Origin of the sequence: Salmonella sp. 2020_1459, assembly GCF_043847915.1 — a bacterium.
Lineage (GTDB): Bacteria > Pseudomonadota > Gammaproteobacteria > Enterobacterales > Enterobacteriaceae > Salmonella > Salmonella enterica.
The window spans coordinates 366,117-381,574 of sequence record NZ_JBCMFA010000001.1 but is presented as its reverse complement, the minus strand read 5'-3'; the positions used below and the strand labels follow the sequence as shown (position 1 = coordinate 381,574).

The window sequence follows — 15,458 nt, the reverse complement described above, 5'->3', positions numbered from 1 at the left end:
GACGGTCAAAGCAGCAACCGGGGAAAAACAGTGGCCAGTTAGCACAGCGTTTGCATGAACTGGTGGATAGTTCGGGGAATCAGCGGAAGACCCCCTATTCTCAACCATCTCCTCATAGGCTTTCCTGAACAATGTGATTGTTTGAGTAACTTTACGACAATTGCTTCAAAAACTATCAAATGCCAGACTTCCGCTACCAGACGGTATACACAGTATTACTATTTCTTTTTATATGCCCCATACAAAAGCGATACGGGTGTTTTTTCTAATATCTGGATTTCATTTTTATGTGCTTTATGTTCACTAAAAATATCTGCCAGACTTTTACCTCCAAAGGCCAGGCCAATTCCCGTTGCTGCTGCTGAAAGTAATGTCAATTGCGGCATGGCAAGTGAAGCTATACCTAACGTGGCTGTTCCTGCAAAAATTAATCCAGATGAGATCTTTTTTTTCTTTGAATTCTTAATGGCTGATTCATGCGACTTTCCATACTCTTCGACCACATTGATTAAATGTTTTGAAAAATTATTTGCCGCATCTTGCATTTGATCTGGTGTTTTTCCTTGCAAGTCATGCCTTGAGATTCTTAGTTCATGCCTTAAGGATTCCAGTTGACCTCTTTCTCTAATCTTTTTTAATTCCAGATCGGAAAGCGCAGTAAGGAATTTTACTTCCGCGGCTGAAAGGCCCATTGTAATCGCTTGCTCTTCAGAAGAAAGAGGATTTAATTTACCATAATCCTTGACCAACTGCTCCGTAGTCCATTCATGTAAAAACATATGGTTACTATAAATAACCGGATCAATGCCTAATAGTGTTGCCGATAATTGAGTTGATCGTTGTGCATAAATTGCACCTTCAACCTTACCCAGTAAGGTTGCTATAGCTGACGGCAGATCGTAATCCAGAAGATCTACCTCTCTTGTTGTAAAACTCTTTAAATCTGTATCGTAAACCCAGACTTCTTTTTCGATGTTATTGAAATTATTAAGCAATGTTTTTAATAATTCTTTATTTGTTAGGATCTTCTGGAATGTTTCTTCATTTCTCCCAAAGTGCTCAAGAAACGCTAAATAAGTAGCGTAATCCATTTTTCTATCTTTAAAAAAGAGCTGGCTTAGAAAAGCGGCAGATTGTTCATGATTGCGTTCTTTATCAAAATCCAGTAATTCAGGAACGATTAGAAAAATTGGATAATCATCATCAATAGTCATAAACGGGATGGCGCGAAATAGATTAGAAACATGTTCAAGTAATACCAACCTGCGCATGCGGACATAACTATTATCTGGTGGCAATGACAAAAATGAATGCAGAGAGCTAAGAGAAGGAAAATGTAATGGATCAACCATTATGATGCTATCAAAATAAATCCCCAGAGATCTAAGGTGATTAGATATGTTATAACCAAAGCGTTGAATCGGAAGTAATAATCGATAACTTTTAGACGCCCGCACTTCTGTTATAAGCGCCGCGGCGTGAGTATCCCAAAATTTATTTAGCAACACGATTAGGTTTGTAAGTTGATTATCTAACTCGGGAGAGCTAATTAGCTCTTTCAGGATGAATCTACGTAATTCTTTTAGTTCTAAATTTCTAAATGCATATTTATATTTTTCAGAAAAAGCGTTTTCCATCAGTAAAACATATTCATTCTGTATGCTTTTTGTAATACTACTCATCATCTATCTCCGAACCACCACGCAACGATTTCCCAGTGTAGTGGTTCTTATCATGTGTATATTGTTAGCCATGTTATCGTAGAAAATTCAGTGGTCAATAACTCATTGAGGTAGCTACTAAAATTTGCAGTTACCAGGATTTAGGATGATTTTAAAAATGTTTATAAATTCAGGCTGCGCCGCAGTGATTGCACTGATTTCCACGTAACATGATAATCAATGGCTTTGATACCCTTTAAACGAACAAATATGAGCTTAACATGGCGACAATAAAGGATGTTGCATCCATGGCCGGTGTATCAACCGCGACTGTATCACGCGTCATTAACCAGACCGCGTGGGTTGAACCCGTCACGCGCGAACGTGTAGAGAAAGCCATGCGCGATCTCAATTATCGCCGGAATGCCGCCGCTATCGCGCTGGCGAAACGCAGCGGCGATATGCTCGGATTGTTAACCGGCAATCTGGCTGATCCTTTTTTTGCCCGCCTTGCTCGCGGCGTAGAAGATGTTTCTCGTAAGCAGCAGTATCGCTTGATGGTATGTAGCGGCGGCCACGACGAAGAAATGGAAAAAGCGGGACTGGATTTTCTGGTTAATCAAGGTTGTGAGGCTATTGTTGTACACGCCAGCCGATTACCGGATAAAGAGCTGCTGCGCTACGCAGCCCACTTTCCAGCGCTGGTTGTTGTGAATCGTTATATCGCCGGTATGGCCAACCGGTGTATCTGGCTGGAAAATCGCAGCGCCGCCAGGGAAGCGACCCGATATCTCCTGGCGAACGGGCATCGGCGCATTGCCTGTGTGACATCTGACTTGCCAATTATCGATCGTCAGGAACGCCTTGATGGTTACCGTGAAGCGCTGGAAGAATATGGTATTTCTCCAGACCCTCGCTGGGTGATTAGCGTTCCGTTTAACGAAGAAGGCGGCGAGCGGGCCGCGCATCAACTTATTAATAGCGGGCTTCCCCTTACGGCAGCGGTCACGTTTAACGATGTGATGGCCGCTGGCATTATGCGTATTCTTCATCAACGCGGCGTTCAGCTTCCGCAACAGCTCTCTATTGTCGGCTTTGATGATGTGGTGCTGGCCCGGTATCTTTATCCGGCGTTAACAACAATGCATTATCCGGTCGAACAAATGGCGCGTTGTGCCGCGCAACTGGCGATACAGTTATACTAGGGCATTACGCCGCCGCCCAGCAGCAATCATTTCAATGCCGAACTGGTGATCCGCGATTCTGTCGCGCCCTATTTTTCACGATGAATGCGTCGTCAACAGTAAAAACTGTGATGACTATCAAATTAACCCTTCTCATGTAATCGGTTACATGGACGAAAGTAATGGATCACAGTAGTGAGAAGCGTATCCCCCTACCCTTGAGCTACCTTACTGACCGGAGCTCCATTATGAGTGCATCACAAAACAAGAAGAAAACGCTGTCATTGGGTTTAGCGCTAATCCCAGTCATCTCCATGTTGTTATTGTTGATTATCGGTTACGGCATCATGGGGCTACGTATCGAACCGCTCCTTCTGTGCTCTGCGGCGGTAGCGGCAGGCATTGCATGGTGGCAAGGATACTGTTGGGAAGACATCATCAACTCAGTGGTGGATAAGCTGGCTAAAGCAATGCCGGTTATCATGATCCTGATCTGCGTGGGCGGTTTGATTGGCACTTGGATGTTTAGCGGCACCATTCCCTACATGGTGTACTGGGGGCTAAAACTCATAAGCCCGGAATATATTTTGATTGCAGCCTTCTTTTTAACCAGCGTGGTCTCCGTCTGTACCGGTACATCGTGGGGGTCCGCCGGGACGGTTGGCGTTGCGTTAATGGGGGTTGCCGCCGGGCTGGACGTGTCTCTTGCAGCAGCAGCTGGCGCCGTCGTTTCTGGCGCTTATTTCGGCGACAAAATCTCACCGTTGTCCGACTCGACTAACTTTGCCGCGATTGTCGCAGACACTACTCTGTTTGAGCATATTCAGCATTTACTTTGGACGACCCTGCCAAGTTTCCTGCTTGCCGCCGTGGTTTATCTTATCGCCGGACACAGTAATATGCTGGGCGAGGTGGCTACGCCGCAGCGCGTTACGGACATCATCCACTCGCTGGAGTCGCTATACCATTTTAATATTGTTCTTATTTTGCCGCCGGTGATCGTACTGTGGGGCGCAATTCGCAAGAAGCCTGTCATCCCATTAATGTTAAGCGCCTGCGTACTTGCCTTGTTCCTCGGCGTCATCATGCAGGGACTGAGCATCAAACAGGGACTGGACGCTTTCATTGATGGATTTGATATCGCCATGTTCCCACAAGGCGCAGAAGGTGTCGTGGCCGATGTTCCGCACCTGCTAAACCGGGGCGGAATGTTCTCGATGATGGGAACGATACTGTTAGTTTTCTGCGCTTTTTCATTTGCCGGAGCGCTAACGTTAACCGGCGCGTTAACGATCATCATTAACCGATTGCTGACCATTATTCATAGCGTTGGTCAACTCATTGCCGCCACTATCGGCACCACAATTTTGGTCACAGGAGCGACCAGCGACGGTAAACTGGCATTGTTAGTTCCCGCCGAACTGTTTAAAGATGCCTATCGTCGTATGGGGCTGGATACTAAAAACCTTTCACGGACGATAGAAGATGCCGGTACCGTTATCGAACCTCTCCTGCCGTGGACCTCGGCTGGCGTCTACATGGCAACCACGCTGGGCGTTAGCACGCTTGATCTTCTGCCCTGGGCTATCCAATGCTATGCGGCAATCTTCTTCGCATTAATTTATGGTTTTAGCGGAATTGGTATTGCCAGAACTGCCTCCGCCTCAGAAAAGTCGCCGCAATCGTCAGTGACGGAATAATAAGGAAACAAGATGGATTTTAACCAGATTATCAATCGCAACAATACTGGTTCGGTAAAGTGGGATTTTATTGAGCGTCACTTTGGCGATGGCGCAGGGAAACTGCTGCCGATGTGGGTTTCTGATTTTGATTTTGCCTGCCCGCCTGAGGTTCAGGCGGCATTGCATCAGCGAATCGAGCACGGCGTATTTGGCTATAGCGATCGTGATGAAGCCTATTTTAACGCCCTGCTTCACTGGTTTTCGTCACGCCACCAGCTCACGTTAAAACAGGAATGGGTATGCAGCGTGGAAGGCGTCGTACCAGGGTTGGCACTCTTGGTGCAAATGTTGACGCATCCAGGCGACGGCGTAGTGGTACAGGGACCATACTATGGCTCCTTCGCCAAAATAATCACGCTTAATGGTAGAAAACTGCTGGAGAATCCCCTTAGCGAGTCGCCGGACGACGGCTACCAGATGGATTTTTGCCAACTGGAAAGGCTGTTTCGCCATGAGCGCCCTCCGCTGATGATTTTGTGTAATCCACATAATCCAACCGGGCGTTGCTGGTCGGCCAACGAGCTGGAGCAACTGCTTTTATTATGTGAAGCTTATGATGTCACTCTCATCTCGGATGAAATATGGGCCGATCTATTGCTGCCCGGCGAAACCTTTACCTCGGTACTGCATTTAGGGGAGCGCTGGCATAAACGGGTCATCTCCGCCACTGCGGCCAGCAAAACGTTTGGCTTATCGTCGTTGCGAATTTCTAATTTTCTCATTCCCGATCCTACGCTTCGCCAGCGATTCCTGTCTCGTCTGGACGCTCATGGGCTGGACGTCTTTAACGCCCTCTCCGTTCAGGCGGCGACTATCGCATGGAATGAAAGCAGACAGTGGCTGGATTCGCTACTGGATTACCTGGCGGAAAACCGCCGCTGGTTTGTTGAACAGGCGACAGTGCACCTTCCCTGGGCAAGAATTGTCCCGGCGCAGGGAACCTATTTATTATGGATGGATTGTAAAAAACTGGGACTGGATGACGAACAGCTAAAATGGGTAATGGCGGATGTCGCGGGTATTGCTCCTTCAATGGGCAGCGGCTTTGGCCCGGCGGGCAGCGGATTTATCCGTTTAAATCTGGGATGTCCACGTACCTACCTTGAAATGGCAATAGACGGCCTGAAGCGAATATCGGTGAAGACAATCAAAGGAATACCAACAGGCGGATGAATTTTTCGGGCGGTAAACTGACAACGGTGTTATTTCTGCGACATGATATCGCCTGAGCGCCAGTAAAAAAACCGGCCATCAAGGCCGGTTGGGTCCGGAGCGCAGTTTTACTATCAGGGGCGTCTGAATAATACGATGCTGCGCCCGGCCAGATCGAAATCCATTTCTTCGGTAATCCGCATTCCCTGCTGCGCGTTATCGGCAGTCGTCAGTTCAAGTACCCAGCCGCCTTCTCCCCACATCGGAATACGGAACGGTACGCTGCCTTCAAACGGATTGAAAAGCAGTAAGGCGTCATGCCAGATCCCCGCTTCCGGCTGTAGATCGGGTCGACTAATGCATACGCCTATCGTCGATCCCTCATCCCATTGTTCGGATTGCTGCGCCCCTCCGCCGGCGTTAAACCAGCGGATCTCCAGACCGTCACGCCAGCTCTCCCGGCGCAGCAACGGTTGCGTGGCGCGCAGTTGAATCAGATGACGGGTAAACTCTCGTAGCGCATTGGCGGTTTCCGGCAAATTATCCCAGTGGACCCACGATATTTCACTGTCCTGACAGTAGCCATTGTTATTGCCCATCTGACTGCGGCCAAACTCATCGCCCGCTAATAACATCGGCGTGCCGTGCGAGAAAAGCAAGGTGGTCAGGAAATTGCGTTTCTGTTGCTCGCGTATCGCATTGATGCCCTCGTCGTCGGTTGGCCCTTCTGCGCCATAGTTACAGGAGCGGTTATCATTATGCCCGTCATTATTATCTTCGCCATTGGCTTCATTATGTTTGTCGTTATAAGACACCAGATCGTTCAGCGTGAAGCCGTCATGGGCTGTAATAAAGTTAACGCTTGACCAGGGGCGACGGCCGCGCAAATCATAGAGATCGCCGGAACCCAGCAGGCGTGCGGCGAAATCATTTGTGACGTTGTCACCTTTCCAGTATTCGCGTACCGTATCGCGGTATTTATCATTCCATTCGCCCCACCCTGGTGGAAAGCCGCCAACCTGATAGCCGCCCGGTCCGATATCCCAGGGTTCGCCAATCAGTTTCAGTTTTGCCAGCACCGGGTCTTGCGTTACCGCATCAAAAAAGCCGCCTCTCTGATCAAAGCCTTCCGGCTCACGACCAAGAATGGTGCCCAAATCAAAACGAAAGCCGTCGACATGCATTGACTCCGCCCAATAGCGAAGGGAATCCATCACCATTTGCAGTACCCGTGGATGAGAGGTATTGACGGTATTACCTGTCCCTGTATCGTTAATGTAATAGCGATGCTGATCGGGCATGGTGCGATAGTAAGAGAAGTTATCGATACCTTTAAATGACAGCGTGGGGCCAAGCTCATTCCCTTCTGCCGTATGGTTATAGACCACGTCCAGTATCACTTCGACGCCGGCATCATGGAAAGCGCGCACCATATCGCGGAATCCCTGAATACCTTTTGGACCATAGTAGCGCGTCGCCGGCGCAAAAAAGCCCAGCGAGTTGTATCCCCAGAAATTTTTCAGTCCTTTATCGAGCAGATGCTGATCGTCCGGGAACCAGTGAACGGGTAAAAGCTCGACGGAGGTAATACCCAGACTTTTAATGTAATCCACGCTGGCTTTATGTCCCATGCCCTCAAACGTACCGCGTAGAGGCTCAGGGATCGCGGAATTAAGCTGGGTAAAGCCTTTTACATGCGTTTCATAAATAATGGCGTTCGACCACGGTATGGAAGGCCGTTGTCTATCCTCCCAGTTAGCCTCAGCCGGATCAATCACCCGGCATTTAGGCGTAAATGGCGCGCTATCCTGGTCATCAAAGGTCAAATCTTTATCGTCATGAAGTAATTGATACGCGAAATGCGCATCGTTCCACTGAATATCGCCCACCAGCTCACGGGCATAAGGGTCAATAAGCAGCTTATTGGGGTTAAAACGATGACCATTTTCCGGGTCATAAGGACCGTAAACGCGGTACCCATACAGCGCGCCGGGCTGCAACTTCGGGACATAGCCGTGCCATATTTCGTCGGTATATTCCGGTAACTCCAGACGAGCGATTTCATGCTCCCCGCTCGGATCGTAAAGACAAAGCTCGACGCGTTCCGCATGGGCGGAAAAAATAGCGAAATTCACGCCTTCGCCGTCATAATTTGCGCCAAGCGTATGGCTGTATCCTGATCTGATTTCAAAAGCCCTGTTTGTTGTCATTCTCTTTCTCCACCCACGGTAAACGTTGTCCTGTCACGGCACATCAACACATAAACTCAGTCGCTCATTAAAACCAGTACGCCGCCCTGATGTGAGGCCAACGACAGGCGTTCACCAGGCATTAACCTCTCCTGGGTAAGCACATTGCGATAACGATGCTGATTAAGCTGTCCGGGTATAATAATGTCGGTTCCTGCCCAGAAACCGCTATGCGATTGTGGCAATAAGCCGTCACATTCGGCGAACACCAGTCGGGGCGCAACAACAATCAGCGCATCATCATGATTGACTCTGGCGTAAGCGATGACCTTGTCGGCACGCTGACCAACAGCCCGCAGCGGTATATAGTCGCCAAAACGGAAGAGCTCATGATTCTGCTGACGCAAACGCAGTAATGCAGCGGTGACATACTGATTCACCTGCCCGTTCAGCCAACTCTCTTCGCGCGAGAAAACTCCCGGCGTCAGTTGGTCTAACTGCTGCGCCAGCGTGGCGAAATCCGGTTCGCGGCGGTTGTCGGGATCGACAAGACTAAAATTCAACGCCTCGCTTCCCTGATAGATATCAGGTACTCCCGGCGCGGTTAATTTGATAACGGTCTGCGTCAGGCTGTTAACCAGCCCTGCGCGGATGAAGGGTTGCAAGGAACGATAAAAATCCTGCAAAAATGTCTGGTTATCCGGCGCCAGTAAATAACGGGCGTAATCAAGCATTGCCGTTTCGTAAGCCTCATTACTGTCCACCCAATCGGTACGCAGCTTCGCTTCGCGTAGCGCTTTCTCCACAAAGGCTTCAAAGCGTGTTTTCAGCGCGTTTAAACCTGTTTCGTCCTGTGGTTGTAGCGTCGGGGGCCAGACGCCGGTCAGCGCCTGATATAACATCCACGTATCCGCCGATTTTGGCGCAGTGCCATCATTCAAAAATTTGACATGGGTCTGGTTCATCTGCCGCCAGCGGGCAAGGCATTCGCTCCACTGCTCCGGCGCTTCGGTAAGCGTATACAGCCGTGCTCGCGCATCCTCGCCTCGCTTGGTATCGTGGGTCGACGTACCGGATAACGCATCAGGCTGTCGCGCCTGTCGGGTTTTCATCTCATGGTGAAAGCGTTCGATGGAGAAGTGATGCGTGACGGGCTCGGCGCCGACTTCATTTAACGCCAGTCCCATGTTTTGACGAAAGAAAAGCGTATCCTCTACCGATTTCGCCATCAGCGGACCGGTGAGTTGCTGGAACCGAACGCGAAACTGTGTCGCCTCCTCCTGGCTGGAGGCGGGAACATCGCCGGTAAGAAGACGGCTCAGAAATGTAAGCGCTTCTGGCTGCGGAGGGTTTTCAAGCGTTTTTACCCGTTCCACAATACGGTGTAACAGGCAAATATCGGTCGGCGGTAGCCCTTCTGCCGTGCCGTAAGTGCGATATACGGGAAAGGCAATTAATAACTCGCGTAACGCCTGCCGAACGACGCTCTCTTCCTGTGCGATCTGTAGCTCGCTGGCAATCGACAGCGCAAGCGCGAGCAGCCGGGTAAATTCCCCCTCGAAATTGCGATCGACCATCAGCAATTTAGCCGCCCGTAATTCCGCCCGCATATCCACTGGCGCGCCTTTAACGGTCTCGTAAGCCTGGCGCAGATTGTCTATCTGCTCATCGTCAACCAGCACCTCCGCCAGCGAGGCGATAAATTCATAGCCTGTGGTGCCGGAAACCGGCCAGTCATCAGGAAGTTGCTCGCCTTTAGCGAGAATTTTTTCCACGGTGATATAGCACGCCGGCCCCACTTCCTGACGTAAACGCGCAAGATAGGCTTTCGGATCGGCAAGGCCGTCGATATGATCGATACGTAAACCGTCAACCGCCCCCGTTCTGACCAGCTCCAGAATCAGCCGATGTGTATCGTCGAAGACGGTTTTATCTTCCACCCGCATTCCTACCAGCCCTGTGACCTCAAAGAAACGCCGATATGAAAGCGAGCGAGCGGCATCGCGCCAGGACATTAATTTCCACGGCTGGCGCTCATGCAAATCAGCAATAGCGGCTTTATCGGTAAGCGCCAGTATTTCGGCCTCGCGCCCCTGCCATGTCGCCGGCGCAAGCGGATAATAGTTATCATAATAGGCGAACGCGGGTTTACCCGTAGCGGGATCGGGCTTGATCGCAATTTCTCCGTTTTCCAGCACGGCGTCAAACGTGTCGCCTAAAAAAGGCAGCGTCAGTCGGCGCGACCAGTCAATATCGAAATGGCGCGCGTAACGGCTCTCCTTGCCATATTCAAGCACGTCGCGCCACCAGGCGTTTTCCAGCGAGCTGGCCATGTGATTAGGCACAATATCGATGATCAATCCCAGCCCTTGCGCTTTAAGTTCGGCCACCAGTCTTTCAAATCCTTCGCGCCCGCCAATAGAAGGCTCAATCTCATTCGCATCGGTGACATCATAACCATGCGTTGACGCTTTGGTGGCGGTAAAGATAGGTGAGGCATAAAGATGGCTGATACCCAGATTTTTAAGGTAAGGCACCAGCGCCGCAGCGCGGTCGAAGGTCATGCCATTGCGAAACTGAAGGCGATATGTTGCAGTTGGGATCATGATGCAGACTCTCCCTGGGCTAAGCGGACAATAAGAGAATGTTGGGAAAGCGACCCGGTGGATTCATTCGGCCAGGCGAAGAGAGTCTTACCCGGTAAATCGGGCAGCAATACCGTCGTGGCGCTAATATTCAGCGCCAGTGACAGTGTTCCTCCCGGAAAACGCCAGCTAACGGCAATAAACCCGGGCGCGGTTTGCAATACCGTTCCTGAGCTCTCACGGGCAGCGGACAACAGCGGCACGATATGCTTCTGGCGCAAAAGCAGTAGTTCGCGGGTAAATGCCAGCCACGCTTTACCCTCTTCACTGTGCTGTTGCTTCCAGTTAAGTTTTGAGCGTTGAAAGGTCTCTGGCGCATTCGGGTCCGGAACATTTTCCCCTGCATGATCGGCAAACTCTTTTGCGCGACCTTCACGAACGGCGCGGGCTAAATCCCCATGGAAATCGGTAAAAAAAAGAAAAGGACGGCTTTCGCCATACTCTTCGCCCATAAAAAGCAGCGGAATATGCGGTGAAAGCAGCAACGTGGCGAGCAATACTTTTGTTCGTTCAGCGCCCGCCAGGGTTATCAGTCTGTCGCCCTGGGCGCGGTTACCGACCTGATCGTGATTCTGAATAAAATCCACAAAGGTGACCGGGGGTTGTCCGGTACTTTTTACGCCGCGAGGTTCGCCGGTTTGCGGTGAAATTTCTCCCTGATAAGCGAATCCTTCGGCCAGCGCTCTTGCGAGGTGTTTTTCCGGGGCATCAGCAAAATCGTTGTAGTAGGCCTGGGTCTCTCCGGTCGCAAAAACGTGGACGGCATTATGAAAATCGTCATTCCATTCGGCGGTAAACAGCGGCGCATTGCCATCCTGATCTCGGGGATGCAGAGAAATAATATTGCGGCTATCTTCGGTGGTCAGATGAATGGGTCTGTCGGTAATGTCTTCCCGAATACGTTGTGCGATTTCAACCAGCACATGCCTGGCGCTACTGTCCTCAATCTGATCGATAGCGTCAAAGCGTAAGCCGTCGAGATGGTATTCTGTCAGCCAGTATAACGGCGCCTCGATGATATAGCGCCGCACGGCGTCGACATCATAGGCGATACCATTTCCCCACGGCGTCATGCGCTCTTTGTGGAAAAACGCCGGTGCCAATAGCGGTAAATAATTTCCTTCCGGGCCGAAATGGTTCAGCACAATATCCAGGACGACGGAAAGACCATACCCATGCGCGGCGTCAATAAACGCCTTGAAATCATCCGGCGTCCCATAGGCAGAATGCGGCGCGTAAAGCAGTACGCCGTCATAGCCCCAGCCACGCTCGCCGCCAAATTGCGCAACGGGCATCACTTCAATAACGGTAACGCCGAGTTCAGCGAGATAAGGCAGCTTCGCTATTGCGGCGCGGAAGGTGCCTTCCGGAGTGAACGTGCCTGTATGCATCTCATACACCACGGCCTGCTCCCAACGGCTACCTTTCCACCCGGTGTTGCGCCACGTGTAGCTGCCTGGATCAACCACATATGACGGACCGTTGACGTCAGTTTTTTGGGCGCGGGAAGCCGGATCGGGGACCACCATGCCATCGCTGAGTACAAAGTTATACTCCGTACCTGGCATCACCCCGGAGACGTCCAGCGTAAACCAGCCGTCACCGCTCGCCTGCATTTCCTGGTCTTTACCCGCAAGCCTGAGCATAACCTTTTGCTGACCGGTGGCCCAAAGACGAAAGCGGACAACATCAGCGGCGATATATTCAGCCCCCCAGCTTTTGCAAAAAATTTTTGAACTCATTTGTCGCTCCGTTTAACCCATAACCTCTACAACATCCGAAGAACAAGCATAGACTATGGGGCTAATCTTTACGTGACACTGTCACTTAACAGGCATTCTTTTTCGTATCTGCGTGTAAAATCGTGGAATTATTGTCGGGATTGCTCAGATGTACCGAAGTGCGCGGTATCGCCTCGCCCGTGTTCGCCAGAGCCCTGAACACGCTGTAGCTGGATAACCTCCCCCTGCTCCCAGGCGTTAGCCCCCTTAACAACGGGATGTTCAGGCAGATCCTGCCGCTCGCGTTTAATGGCCCGGGTATCAATTCCCAGACGGCGATCCCGATCGGCCAGCAGCGCGGGGTCAAGCTGCCCGTCGCCAGTAAAGCCCATCATCAGCGCAGGGATACCCATTGGCAGGGTTTTATCCCGGTCGGTATGCCAGGTGTGCCAGGTCTTGCCATAAGTATTAACAATCTTACTCATCAACGCCTTATCAGCGACCTGCGGTAAGCCAGGCGCCACCAGGCTACCGGATTTCACCTCGTACTGGTGGCTGTGCCACAGTTTTTTCTCCTCGGGAGGAAGCGTTTTAAATAAACGTTCGCTGATAATGTACTCCACCCCCATCAGGCGCGCGTTTTTCGTGTTGCCGTCGTAAATCACCGCCTGCATGACATCTTCGTTCAGGACGGTAACGTAATGGTGCGCTTCCATCTGTCCGTTTTTATCACCGCTATAAAAATGGAACCCGTCAAGGTAGGTACTGATGGCATCGACAGGTGGTCTGGATTGAATAGCCGCCGCGCCTGTTTCCAGGGTACGTAATTTGGCAGAGGTTTTTTCCCCAGGAATAGGCGTTTGCGGCGGCGTATTATTGGCGCCACATCCGGCCAGAAAAGGAATGATAAAGAGTGCCAGCGGTAAAATTTTCATTAGGTCTCCATATAGTGAAAGGGCTCTAATGAAAATAGTGCAATACCACGTGATTGGTAGAAGAAATGGAAGATGTTATTTGTGACGGTGTCACAAATAGTAAAACCCGACACACAGGCCGGGTTTTGATATCAGTTTACTCTTATTTTGAGAGTTCTTTCTTGATTTCGTCTTTTATTTTGCTTAATTCACTCTGCGGGTTTTTCTTACAAAGCTCAACGGCTAGCGGCACTGCTGTCGTCTCAGTTTCCTGGAAATCTACGTAGTCCCCGCCTTTAAAATCTTCATCTTCATTCAGCACCCAGAAAGCGACTGGCGCCATCGTCTGCGGATTGAGGTCAACAAACTCCTGGCAGCTCATACCTTTAGGCGTAACGTTTGTTTTAGTAGTATCTGTTGCCGCATTCACGCTAACACTGGTTACCAGCGCTGCCACGATAATACCTGCTGTAGCAAGGGAGAATTTATTCATTGTTGTTGCTCCAATAATTATATAAATAACCTCTACATCTGCGCGTTAACCCGTTAATGTAGAACACAGAAAATAATACCCCTCCTCTCTCAGGAATAAAGATCACCCTCCGTGATATGGCTATTATTGATATTTACGTTGACTGATTTTGATGTTTGATGAATAAAGCAACATGGCGAGCAGATTTTAGGGCGAAAAAGTAGGCCACGACAATAGCCACTGACGTGGTCTACGGCGCGTTGAGGTGATAGAAATGCGGCAGGCATTCAGATAGACCGGGAGCGGGCCCTCCGTCTGAATGTATATTCATCAGCCCGATCAACCCATCGTTACCGGGCTGGAGAGGTTATCAGGCGTTAAGCTGGTAGTCGAGGGTGATTTCCGCATTCAGAACCTGCGATACCGGGCACCCGGCTTTTGCTTTCTGGATGATTTGATCGAAAGTTGAAGCATCAATATCTGCTACCGCGACTTTGCTTTGTAGCGCAATTTTGGTAATGGCGAAGCCCGCCTCCACCTTATCAAGCGATACGTCAGCGGTGGTGTCAATGGATGTCGGCGTAAATCCAGCCTCTCCCAGCATGAGTGATAGCGCCATGGAGAAACAGGCCGCATGTGCGGCGCCAATTAACTCTTCCGGGTTGGTTCCCTGCGCGCCTTCGAACCGGGTATTGAATCCATACGGTTGTTGATTAAGCACGCCGCTTTCTGTTGATACAGTACCTTTACCCCGTTTGATGTCGCCTTCCCAGTGTGCCTGACCTTTCTTATGGATTGTCATTTTTGCTCTCCTGTTGGCTCAAAAAATAAAGTATAGACCATGCTGCTAATCTGCGTTGTCCATGCCGATGGAGGTAGCATGTAGTCGATTACCCGCACTTCAGATATAGAAAATAGTTGTATGCTTTTTCAGTGATGAATATTAAACCAACAGGGCTCCCTTTCTTTAAAGAATATATCCCTCCTTTTGTCCTTACTTTTTCTTCTGGAGGCGTATTCCATTATGTATATTTTATATGTATATTGAGATTTATCCTATCCCATTGTAATAAAGGATAAAAATCACAATAAGTAGCCTTTTAAATGTATATTAATTGACCACTATTTGTATGAGGATATGTAATTGGCAAACGTAATATATTTTCTTCAGGGGTAAACAATTAGAGTTCCGCCTTGCGTTAAAATAACTCCAGGACTAATCTTAACCACAGCCGCAAAAATATTTGCCATGCTGAATACGAATTAATTTTCTGCGAGCCGTACTAAATAAATACATGTTCACGGAGGCATTATATGTTTACTTATCACTCAGCAAATACCTCAGCAGCACAACCGGCCCTGGTCAACGCGATTGAACAAGGATTACGCGCGGAGTTAGGCGTTGTCACTGAAGATGATATTTTAATGGAGCTGACCAAATGGGTTGAGGCTTCCGACAATGACATCCTCAGTGACATCTACCAGCAGACCATCAACTATGTGGTAAGCGGGCAGCACCCGACTCTGTAGAACCTGCTATGCTGTATCGGCAACCTTAGGGGTTACGTTTCTTTCGCGTAAGCGAATTTGTCCTTAAAACTAGCAACAGGATTGAGGAGTTAACATGAAATCGAACCGTCAGGCTCGTCATATACTTGGACTGGATTACAGAATTTCCAACCAGCGTAAGGTTGTTACTGAAGGCGACACCAGCAGCGTGGTGAATAACCCAACCGGCAGAAAGCGCCGCGCCGACAGCCAAAAGTAATCGTACAGTC

Annotated in this window: 11 protein-coding genes and 1 pseudogene; 5 read left to right on the top strand and 7 right to left on the bottom strand. The window is 49.7% G+C overall.

What is annotated here, in order from left to right:
* Nucleotides 1-218: 218 nt before the first annotated feature.
* Nucleotides 219-1,685 carry a hypothetical protein gene (locus ACH0VJ_RS01915; protein ID WP_000987828.1) on the bottom strand — a complete coding sequence of 489 codons (1,467 nt, stop codon included), beginning with the start codon at nt 1,683-1,685 and terminating at the stop codon, nt 219-221.
* Between the two features lie 257 nt (nt 1,686-1,942).
* On the opposite strand from ACH0VJ_RS01915, the pseudogene ACH0VJ_RS01910 reads away from it, so the two are divergent.
* The 3 genes and pseudogenes from ACH0VJ_RS01910 (at nt 1,943) to ACH0VJ_RS01900 (ending at nt 5,760) form a co-directional block, all read left to right on the top strand.
* A pseudogene (locus ACH0VJ_RS01910) lies at nt 1,943-2,950 on the top strand (LacI family DNA-binding transcriptional regulator).
* Nucleotides 2,951-3,093: 143 nt separating this feature from the next.
* Nucleotides 3,094-4,545 carry a Na+/H+ antiporter NhaC gene (nhaC, locus tag ACH0VJ_RS01905; protein WP_001276628.1) on the top strand — a complete coding sequence of 484 codons (1,452 nt, stop codon included), beginning with the start codon at nt 3,094-3,096 and terminating at the stop codon, nt 4,543-4,545.
* A 12-nt stretch (nt 4,546-4,557) separates the two neighbouring features.
* A complete protein-coding gene (locus ACH0VJ_RS01900; RefSeq protein ID WP_000347147.1) occupies nt 4,558-5,760 on the top strand; it encodes a MalY/PatB family protein in 1,203 nt (400 codons plus the stop codon).
* Nucleotides 5,761-5,873: 113 nt separating this feature from the next.
* Here ACH0VJ_RS01900 and glgX read toward each other — a convergent pair whose 3' ends face one another.
* From glgX to ACH0VJ_RS01870, 6 genes are all read right to left on the bottom strand, one after another.
* Nucleotides 5,874-7,949, bottom strand: a complete 2,076-nt coding sequence (gene glgX / locus ACH0VJ_RS01895) for a glycogen debranching protein GlgX (protein ID WP_000210594.1) — start codon at nt 7,947-7,949, stop codon at nt 5,874-5,876.
* 56 nt (nt 7,950-8,005) lie between these two features.
* A complete protein-coding gene (gene treY / locus ACH0VJ_RS01890; RefSeq protein WP_000613141.1) occupies nt 8,006-10,534 on the bottom strand; it encodes a malto-oligosyltrehalose synthase in 2,529 nt (842 codons plus the stop codon).
* Nucleotides 10,531-12,315 (bottom strand): malto-oligosyltrehalose trehalohydrolase, encoded by a 1,785-nt coding sequence (gene treZ, locus ACH0VJ_RS01885; RefSeq protein WP_000095541.1) that lies wholly within the window; start codon nt 12,313-12,315, stop codon nt 10,531-10,533. The genes treY and treZ overlap by 4 nt, the downstream gene beginning before the upstream one ends.
* Nucleotides 12,316-12,443: 128 nt before the next feature.
* Nucleotides 12,444-13,229 (bottom strand): OBAP family protein, encoded by a 786-nt coding sequence (locus tag ACH0VJ_RS01880; RefSeq protein ID WP_000698599.1) that lies wholly within the window; start codon nt 13,227-13,229, stop codon nt 12,444-12,446.
* A gap of 142 nt (nt 13,230-13,371) precedes the next feature.
* Nucleotides 13,372-13,701, bottom strand: a complete 330-nt coding sequence (hdeB, locus tag ACH0VJ_RS01875) for an acid-activated periplasmic chaperone HdeB (protein WP_001032161.1) — start codon at nt 13,699-13,701, stop codon at nt 13,372-13,374.
* A gap of 349 nt (nt 13,702-14,050) precedes the next feature.
* Nucleotides 14,051-14,482, bottom strand: a complete 432-nt coding sequence (locus tag ACH0VJ_RS01870; RefSeq protein WP_000152297.1) for an OsmC family protein — start codon at nt 14,480-14,482, stop codon at nt 14,051-14,053.
* 512 nt (nt 14,483-14,994) lie between these two features.
* Here ACH0VJ_RS01870 and bdm point away from each other — a divergent pair.
* Together bdm and sra are read left to right on the top strand one after the other, a co-directional pair.
* Entirely contained in the window at nt 14,995-15,210 is a 216-nt protein-coding gene (bdm, locus tag ACH0VJ_RS01865; RefSeq protein WP_000495700.1) for a biofilm-dependent modulation protein, read from the top strand.
* A gap of 94 nt (nt 15,211-15,304) precedes the next feature.
* A complete protein-coding gene (sra, locus tag ACH0VJ_RS01860; protein ID WP_000841559.1) occupies nt 15,305-15,448 on the top strand; it encodes a stationary-phase-induced ribosome-associated protein in 144 nt (47 codons plus the stop codon).
* Nucleotides 15,449-15,458 lie beyond the last annotated feature (10 nt).

Excerpts from the sequence above, each read along its gene's own strand:
- ACH0VJ_RS01915 (WP_000987828.1), bottom strand. The coding sequence starts at position 1,685 with ATGATGAGTAGTATTACAAAAAGCATACAGAATGAATATGTTTTACTG.
- nhaC (WP_001276628.1), top strand. The coding sequence starts at position 3,094 with ATGAGTGCATCACAAAACAAGAAGAAAACGCTGTCATTGGGTTTAGCG.
- ACH0VJ_RS01900 (WP_000347147.1), top strand. The coding sequence starts at position 4,558 with ATGGATTTTAACCAGATTATCAATCGCAACAATACTGGTTCGGTAAAG.
- glgX (WP_000210594.1), bottom strand. The coding sequence starts at position 7,949 with ATGACAACAAACAGGGCTTTTGAAATCAGATCAGGATACAGCCATACG.
- treY (WP_000613141.1), bottom strand. The coding sequence starts at position 10,534 with ATGATCCCAACTGCAACATATCGCCTTCAGTTTCGCAATGGCATGACC.
- treZ (WP_000095541.1), bottom strand. The coding sequence starts at position 12,315 with ATGAGTTCAAAAATTTTTTGCAAAAGCTGGGGGGCTGAATATATCGCC.
- ACH0VJ_RS01880 (WP_000698599.1), bottom strand. The coding sequence starts at position 13,229 with ATGAAAATTTTACCGCTGGCACTCTTTATCATTCCTTTTCTGGCCGGA.
- hdeB (WP_001032161.1), bottom strand. The coding sequence starts at position 13,701 with ATGAATAAATTCTCCCTTGCTACAGCAGGTATTATCGTGGCAGCGCTG.
- ACH0VJ_RS01870 (WP_000152297.1), bottom strand. The coding sequence starts at position 14,482 with ATGACAATCCATAAGAAAGGTCAGGCACACTGGGAAGGCGACATCAAA.
- bdm (WP_000495700.1), top strand. The coding sequence starts at position 14,995 with ATGTTTACTTATCACTCAGCAAATACCTCAGCAGCACAACCGGCCCTG.
- sra (WP_000841559.1), top strand. The coding sequence starts at position 15,305 with ATGAAATCGAACCGTCAGGCTCGTCATATACTTGGACTGGATTACAGA.